This is a genomic window from Haliscomenobacter sp. (assembly GCF_033763495.1).
In the GTDB taxonomy this organism is placed as follows: Bacteria; Bacteroidota; Bacteroidia; order Chitinophagales; family Saprospiraceae; genus Haliscomenobacter.
In genome coordinates this window covers 22,503-28,861 of record NZ_JANRKL010000186.1, presented here as the reverse complement: position 1 = coordinate 28,861, position 6,359 = coordinate 22,503, and the positions used below count along the sequence as shown (strand labels likewise).

Here is a 6,359-nt window from a genome sequence, read left to right as displayed (position 1 = left end):
CTCATCCGCCGAATGGCGCTCAACCTACTCAAAACAAATGGTGACAAACCTAAAGTCAGCATTAATCGTAGAATGAACCGATGTGCATTGTCGGACAAGTATAGAGAAAATACCCTCAAATTTTAATGCGTTTGCCCTGCTCCCTGGGGTCTTTAATAAAGGACAAATTGCTATTGGTCACAAGCCAGGCTACACGTTGGTTGGGGATGAGTTCAACGAGTGTCTGTTCGGAATAATGCGCCCCAGCTCCGGCTTTAAAGCTGAACACATCGTTTAATTGGTCGCTATTCCCGGTTATGTTTTCGGAATAAAGACCAGACCACCACTTGTCAACATCCAATAAGATACTGAATACTTCTGCTGCTGATTTGGACGAAACGAAGTAATAACTGTAGCTTTGTGCGGATTCTAAATCCGCTTGGGATTGAAGAGAATTGCTTTTTTCCATTTTTATTGAATTTGAGTAAAATAACCAAAAGATTGCGCCTGCTATTAAAGTAAGTGCGATATACAATGCTTTTTCCATGTGAAAAATTGATTGAAAATGGAGGATTGGAATTGGGGTGTTAGGCCAACAATTCCTTCATACCGAAAGCAGCCATAAAATGGTCATATTGCTCTTTTACGTGCCTGTTTGCGGACTCAGTATACTGGCTCCCAACCACTGATACTACCGTTCTCAACGGCCTTTGGCCTTTTGGTAGATTGATTAAATCAAGGATAGCATCTGCCACCATTTGAGGATTTGGTTGCAAGGCATTGAACATTTCTTGCAACCCCTTTCCCATCTGATCAGGGATTTTGGATAATTCACCATAACCGTCAAGAACCTTACTTTCTGAGCCAGTCATAATTTTCCCAAAAATTTCGGTAGGAAATGGCCCGGGTTGCACCGTTACGATATCTATACCCAATGGCCTTGTTTCATAATGCAAACCTTCCGTCAAGCCTTCTAATGCAAACTTGCTTGCACTGTATATTGCCATAAATGGCGCAGAAAAACGGCCTGATAAACTCGAAAGGTTTACAATTAATCCTTCTCCTTGCTTACGCATCTGCGGCAAAACGGCCTTCATGGTGCGCCAAGTACCGACCAAATTAATGTCCAACACTTTTTTAACTTCCTCATCGGTGAAAGTCTCGGTAATTCCAGTAGGATAAATCCCTGCATTGTTGATTAGCACATCAATTTTACCAGACTCCTGAATAAGTGTTGAAATGGCTTTGTTGACCGATTCGTAGTCGGTAACTTCAACTTCTAGCACCTGGATGTTTGGATAGTTTGCCAATTCCCTTGCCTTTTCAAAATTCCGACCTGAGGTATCCCGCATCGTGGCAAACACCTGATGGCCCAACGACGCACATTGGATAGCGGTCAACTTGCCAAAACCGCTGCTTGTGCCGGTTATTAATACTGTTTTTCGCTTGCTTTTTTCCATTTCGGTATGTTTTTATTCAATGCAAATATGCCGTCCAATTTGCCGCCTTTAAAAGGGTAAATTAGCCATTTCAACGGGTTGATTTGGACAAAATCACTTTGTACATTTACCAGAAAAAATGCCTGTATGAAACACCTGTCAATTTTGGTGCTCAGTCAGCAGAGTGATGCCAGTACCATGGCTTGTATCGTGGGGGCCTATGACATTTTTAACAAAGCCAATGCCGTGTGGAGGCAAGCCGGAAAGGGGCAGCGATTCAAGATTGAATTGCTTGGCCATACCGAGGGCGAACTTGCCGGAAGCCCACCTTTTTCGGTCAAACCCCATGCTTCCATTGCCGATATTACCAACACCGACCTTGTTATCATTCCTTCCTCACTGGTACGAACCTATGAGAATGCGGCCAACTCTAATAAAATGCTCATAAAATGGGTGGCGGAGCAATACAAGAAAGGGGCTGCTGTGGCAACCATGTGTTCGGGGGCATTCATGTTGGCGGCAACGGGATTGCTCAATTCGAGGGCCTGCTCCACGCATTGGTCGTTGGCACAGGAGTTTCAGGCGCTTTATCCCAAGGTAAGGCTGCAAACTGATAAGTTGATAACCGATGAAAACGGCATTTGCACCAATGGAGGTGCTTATTCATTCCTGAATTTGATTCTCTATCTTGTGGAGAAGTACTACGATAGAGCAACGGCTATTTATTGCGCCAAAATTTTCCAAATTGATTTGGACAGAAACCAGCAATCCGGTTTTTCCATTTTCACCGGCCATAAAAAGCACGATGACGATGAGGTGCAGAGGGCACAACAAATAATCGAGCAGCAGTTTCAAAGCAAAATGTCAATAAAAAGTTTGGCAGAGGATTTACATCTAAGCCGGCGGAACTTTGACCGTAGGTTCATTAAGGCAACGGGGCTCACCCCGCTCGATTACCTTCAGCGCGTGAGGATTGAAGCAGCGAAAAAATCTTTTGAAAGTTCGCGTAAAACCGTTGGCGAAGTTATGTTTGATGTTGGGTACAATGATGAAAAAGCATTTCGGGATATTTTTAGTCGAATAACGGGGCTATCACCAGCTGATTATAAATTGAAATATCACAAAGATGGATAGCGATTGTAGTGACACGACTACATCACCAAGTTAAGATACCTTTTACTTAAAATCCGAAGGCTTTCCGCCCGTGAACCTCCGAAAATTGCGGATAAAATGCGACTGATCGGCATAGCCATTTTCAAAAACAATTTCGCTGAGTTTGTCGAAGGTTTCATCCGAAATTTGATTGAAGGCTTGCTGAAACTGCACAATTTTGGTGAACTGCTTCGGAGGCAGGCCGATGTATTCCATAAAAAGCCGTTGTAGGGTACGCTCGCTTAGATGAAGTTCCTGTGCCAGTGCCCTGATGGAAATTTTTCCACCTCGTGAAAGGACAATGCCGATGGCCATTTGAATTTGGCTGCTTTTTTCGAAGGCAATCTGCTCCGTTTTTTCGGCGATCAATTTTGCCAAAATTTCTACTCGTTCTGTTGTTGTAGAGGATTGGTGGAGGTGATGCAGCGTATCGCTGTGATCTGGCGATAGGTCAAAACAATCATCGTTCAGTTCTTTGGGATTCACGCCAAAAAGCACCCGAACCGCGTAGGGCTGTAGTTGGAAGGCGAGCATTTGGTATGCCCCTGTCATTTCAAGTTCAAGCGGATGGATGGTTTGCCCGTATAAAAAAAGCGATGACAAAAGCTTCCCCTTGGGCAACTGATAAACGGGAGCATCGGTTTGCAGGAATACCAGGCCGGGGAACCCGTCTGCGAAGAAAGAAAGTCGTTCGGGGGTTATTCCAACTTGTTGGTTTTCCAGCAGGAAGATTTCTTTGACAAAAGCATGGAGCTTGTGTTTGTTTATGGCTGGTTCAAAAAACATAAGCTAGGCTTTTAAGCTTGATCAACATGGCATAAGGAATGAACAATTTTCGTTTTGAATCAAAAAAATTGAGAAAATCATGTAAAATTACTCTTCTAGAGCCTTAAACAACTCCATCGTATAATCCAACAACTCCTTCCCTCCACTTTTGCCATGCCCGGGAATCACAAACCTAACATCCGGGTACTGTGCCTTCACTTTGGCCACCGTTTTTGGCCAATCGCCAACATTGGCATCCGCCAGATTCCCTTTACCAGCGTTGGATTCTTTGAGCATGCAACCGCCAAACAACACTTGCTCGCTGGGCACATAAGACACGATGTTGTCCTTGGTATGACCTTCGCCGAAGTAGCGGTTTTCTACCAGCTCGCCCCCGATTTTCAAATTCAGCACTCCCTCAAAGCCATTTTGAGGCACTGTATAACCATTGGCCTTGGCCAAATCAATGGTCATTTGATTGGCATAAGAAGATATGCCCCTTTGGTGAAAAGCTTTGAGTCCACCCAGGCAATCCCCGTGAAAATGGTTGACCACTATGGCTTTTACTTTGGCTTTTAGTTTGTTTTCAATCCAGTCAATCAGCTGTACGGAAACGCTGTCGTGGGGTGGCGTGTCAAAAACTACCGCTTCGCCATTGTTGCAATAAATCATACCATTGCAGGGCACTCGGCCCCATTGATTGGTATTGAGGTAAGTGACGTGGACGAGGGTTTTGGGTGTCAGTGCCTGGATCATCAGGCTCTTGTGCTTGTATTCTGGCAGTTTTTGAGTAGCACATCCAGAAAATAAGGCAAGCCCTAAAATGACTAGTGAAAATGCTTTCATGTCGGTGTGAGGTAATTGATTGAGTTGTCGAAAATACGTGTTTTTGCCAGATTTATTGCCAGAAATTTCTGTTTTAAAATCAAAAGCCGACACCCCAAGGCGATGTCGGCCATTCAAAAGAAAATCACTATTGTTCTACTGTTTTGGGTTATTTGCTCACATAATTGTACAAGCCATACACCGCAGGTGGTGGAGGTGTTGCCCCGAAAATTTTGGTCAAAATGGGAATTAGTGTTCCTGCAAAAGACTGCAAAGCCTCTGGTGATTCCCAGATGTCAACCACTTTCAAACCTTCTGGCGTTTTAAAACAGGCGTGAAAAAGTTGGGTTTTCAGCCCAAATGCATTGGCTTTTGCCAAACCCTGTAAAATGGCTTCGTACTGCTCTGGCGTCATTCCTTTTACATCGTGAAAAATCAGTACTGCATTAGCAGGTTTGCTGTTCATCGGTGCCCGAAACATGTTATGGATTTCAAATGCATCGGGGGCGGGCACGGACAGGTTATTGGACTTAAACACTTCCATGTTTTTGGCAATCCGCATGTCAAGCGAAGCTTTGTCGGGAAAAATTCCAATTGAAAGAAGCCCATTGGGTTGTTGAGCGCCGATAGCGTGAAAGTTCCAGCCTAGATCCCAAACACCGGCCTCTTTGAGTTTGGCCATCCCTGCTTCGTACAAACCTGGCCCGGCAGTAGGTGCTTGAGTAAGGGTAATGTAGCCCTTGTTTTGGGCAAGAGAAAGATTAGAAAGGGTGGATGCCAACAGCAGCCCCAGGAAAATTTGCTTTTTCATTGTTTTAGGTGTTAAGTTGAAAATTAAAAATCTAGTTCACTTACGATCCAATGAGCAACTTGGATCATGGAATTTCTTTTTTTTCAATTTTATTTTGACCAACCCTCCTGGAACGAACCCGCTCAAGCATGCGTTGAGTACACAAATTTTTCACCTATGCTATTCGACCTATCAAAATCCATTGAAATTCTTGAGCGAACACCTACCGTGCTCAAAACCTTACTTAGCAACCTTTCACCCGAATGGACCCATCAAAACGAAGGTGGTGAAACCTGGAGCCCTTACGAGGTTATTGGGCACCTGATTCATGGCGAAAAAACCGATTGGATGGTTCGAACCCAACTCATTCTTTCACAAGAAGAAAACAAAACCTTCCTCCCCTTTGACCGTTTTGCTCAGCTGAATGAGGGTGTGAAAAAAAACTTGTCAGCATTATTGGATGAATTCCAGGCCTTGCGTGAGGAGAACCTCGCCGCATTAAAAGCCATGGACATCTCCCCAGCAAACCTGGAAGCAACGGGTATTCACCCAGCCTTAGGCAAGGTGACCCTTGCACAATTATTGTCTTGCTGGACGGTTCATGACCTTGGCCACATTGTACAAATCACCCGGGTAATGGCCAAACAATACAAAGATGAAGTAGGCCCCTGGATCGAGTATTTGAGTGTACTACACAAATAGGTAGGCAGGCTGCCAGGAATGGTTTATTTTGTGTTCAATAGACTTTATGAATAGAAGGTTGCTCGGTCAGTACCATCTATTTATAAAGTCTAGTTTTTTAACCCACCCAATTACCTGACATCATGGTTCAGTTGTTCAACATTCAAGAGAAGTTCCAAAAAGTCACCGAATACTGGTCGCCCAAAATTGCTGGCGAACTCAATGGCCAATACATCAAACTGGTCAAAGCCAAAGGCGAGATGATCTGGCATAGCCACGACGATGAAGACGAGTTGTTTATGATTTTTAAAGGCACTTTTGTGATGGAGTTTCGCGACCACACCGCCACAGTAGGGCCGGGAGAAGTATTGATTGTACCCAAAGGAGTGGAACACTGCCCCCGCACCGAAGGTGACGAGGAAGTATGGCTTATTTTGTTTGAACCCCAGGCTACCAAACACACGGGCAACATTGATCATGAAATGACGAAACACGAGCAGGATTGGATTTAATATGGTTCAAAACGCCACGAACTAATTTCTCGTCGTTGTTTAAACCCTAGTTTTTCATACAGCTCAATGTTTTTCGATTTGTCCACATTTATATAGAAGAAAAGAAATTTTCATAAAAAATTTAAAATTTTGCTTTAACTTAGTGCATCAGGAAGGGGTGACAAAAAAATTAACGTGAGTCTGGGATTACATTCATGAAATTGGGGAATTAAGATG

The 6,359-nt window shown here is 43.9% G+C and carries 8 protein-coding genes; 3 read left to right on the top strand and 5 right to left on the bottom strand.

What is annotated here, in order from left to right:
• Positions 1 to 115 precede the first annotated feature (115 nt).
• Together SFV55_RS20700 and SFV55_RS20695 are read right to left on the bottom strand one after the other, a co-directional pair.
• Positions 116 to 448, bottom strand: coding sequence for a hypothetical protein (locus tag SFV55_RS20700; protein ID WP_320031457.1), 333 nt, complete (start codon positions 446 to 448; stop codon positions 116 to 118).
• A gap of 118 nt (positions 449 to 566) precedes the next feature.
• Positions 567 to 1,439, bottom strand: coding sequence for an SDR family oxidoreductase (locus tag SFV55_RS20695; protein WP_320031456.1), 873 nt, complete (start codon positions 1,437 to 1,439; stop codon positions 567 to 569).
• A gap of 177 nt (positions 1,440 to 1,616) precedes the next feature.
• Between SFV55_RS20695 and SFV55_RS20690 the strand changes: the two genes are divergently transcribed.
• Positions 1,617 to 2,552: a GlxA family transcriptional regulator gene (locus SFV55_RS20690; protein WP_320031455.1), complete on the top strand. Its 936-nt coding sequence runs from the start codon at positions 1,617 to 1,619 to the stop codon at positions 2,550 to 2,552.
• Positions 2,553 to 2,594: 42 nt separating this feature from the next.
• Here SFV55_RS20690 and SFV55_RS20685 read toward each other — a convergent pair whose 3' ends face one another.
• The 3 genes from SFV55_RS20685 to SFV55_RS20675 form a co-directional block, all read right to left on the bottom strand.
• Positions 2,595 to 3,356, bottom strand: coding sequence for a helix-turn-helix domain-containing protein (locus tag SFV55_RS20685; RefSeq protein WP_320031454.1), 762 nt, complete (start codon positions 3,354 to 3,356; stop codon positions 2,595 to 2,597).
• Between the two features lie 87 nt (positions 3,357 to 3,443).
• Positions 3,444 to 4,181, bottom strand: coding sequence for a subclass B1 metallo-beta-lactamase (bla, locus tag SFV55_RS20680; protein WP_320031453.1), 738 nt, complete (start codon positions 4,179 to 4,181; stop codon positions 3,444 to 3,446).
• Positions 4,182 to 4,329: 148 nt separating this feature from the next.
• The gene (locus SFV55_RS20675; RefSeq protein WP_320031452.1) at positions 4,330 to 4,971 is read right to left on the bottom strand and encodes a hypothetical protein; all 642 of its coding nucleotides are present in this window, start codon (positions 4,969 to 4,971) and stop codon (positions 4,330 to 4,332) included.
• Positions 4,972 to 5,127: 156 nt separating this feature from the next.
• Between SFV55_RS20675 and SFV55_RS20670 the strand changes: the two genes are divergently transcribed.
• Together SFV55_RS20670 and SFV55_RS20665 are read left to right on the top strand one after the other, a co-directional pair.
• The gene (locus SFV55_RS20670) at positions 5,128 to 5,652 is read left to right on the top strand and encodes a DinB family protein (RefSeq protein WP_320031451.1); all 525 of its coding nucleotides are present in this window, start codon (positions 5,128 to 5,130) and stop codon (positions 5,650 to 5,652) included.
• A 122-nt stretch (positions 5,653 to 5,774) separates the two neighbouring features.
• Entirely contained in the window at positions 5,775 to 6,143 is a 369-nt protein-coding gene (locus SFV55_RS20665; protein WP_320031450.1) for a cupin domain-containing protein, read from the top strand.
• Positions 6,144 to 6,359: the final 216 nt, after the last annotated feature.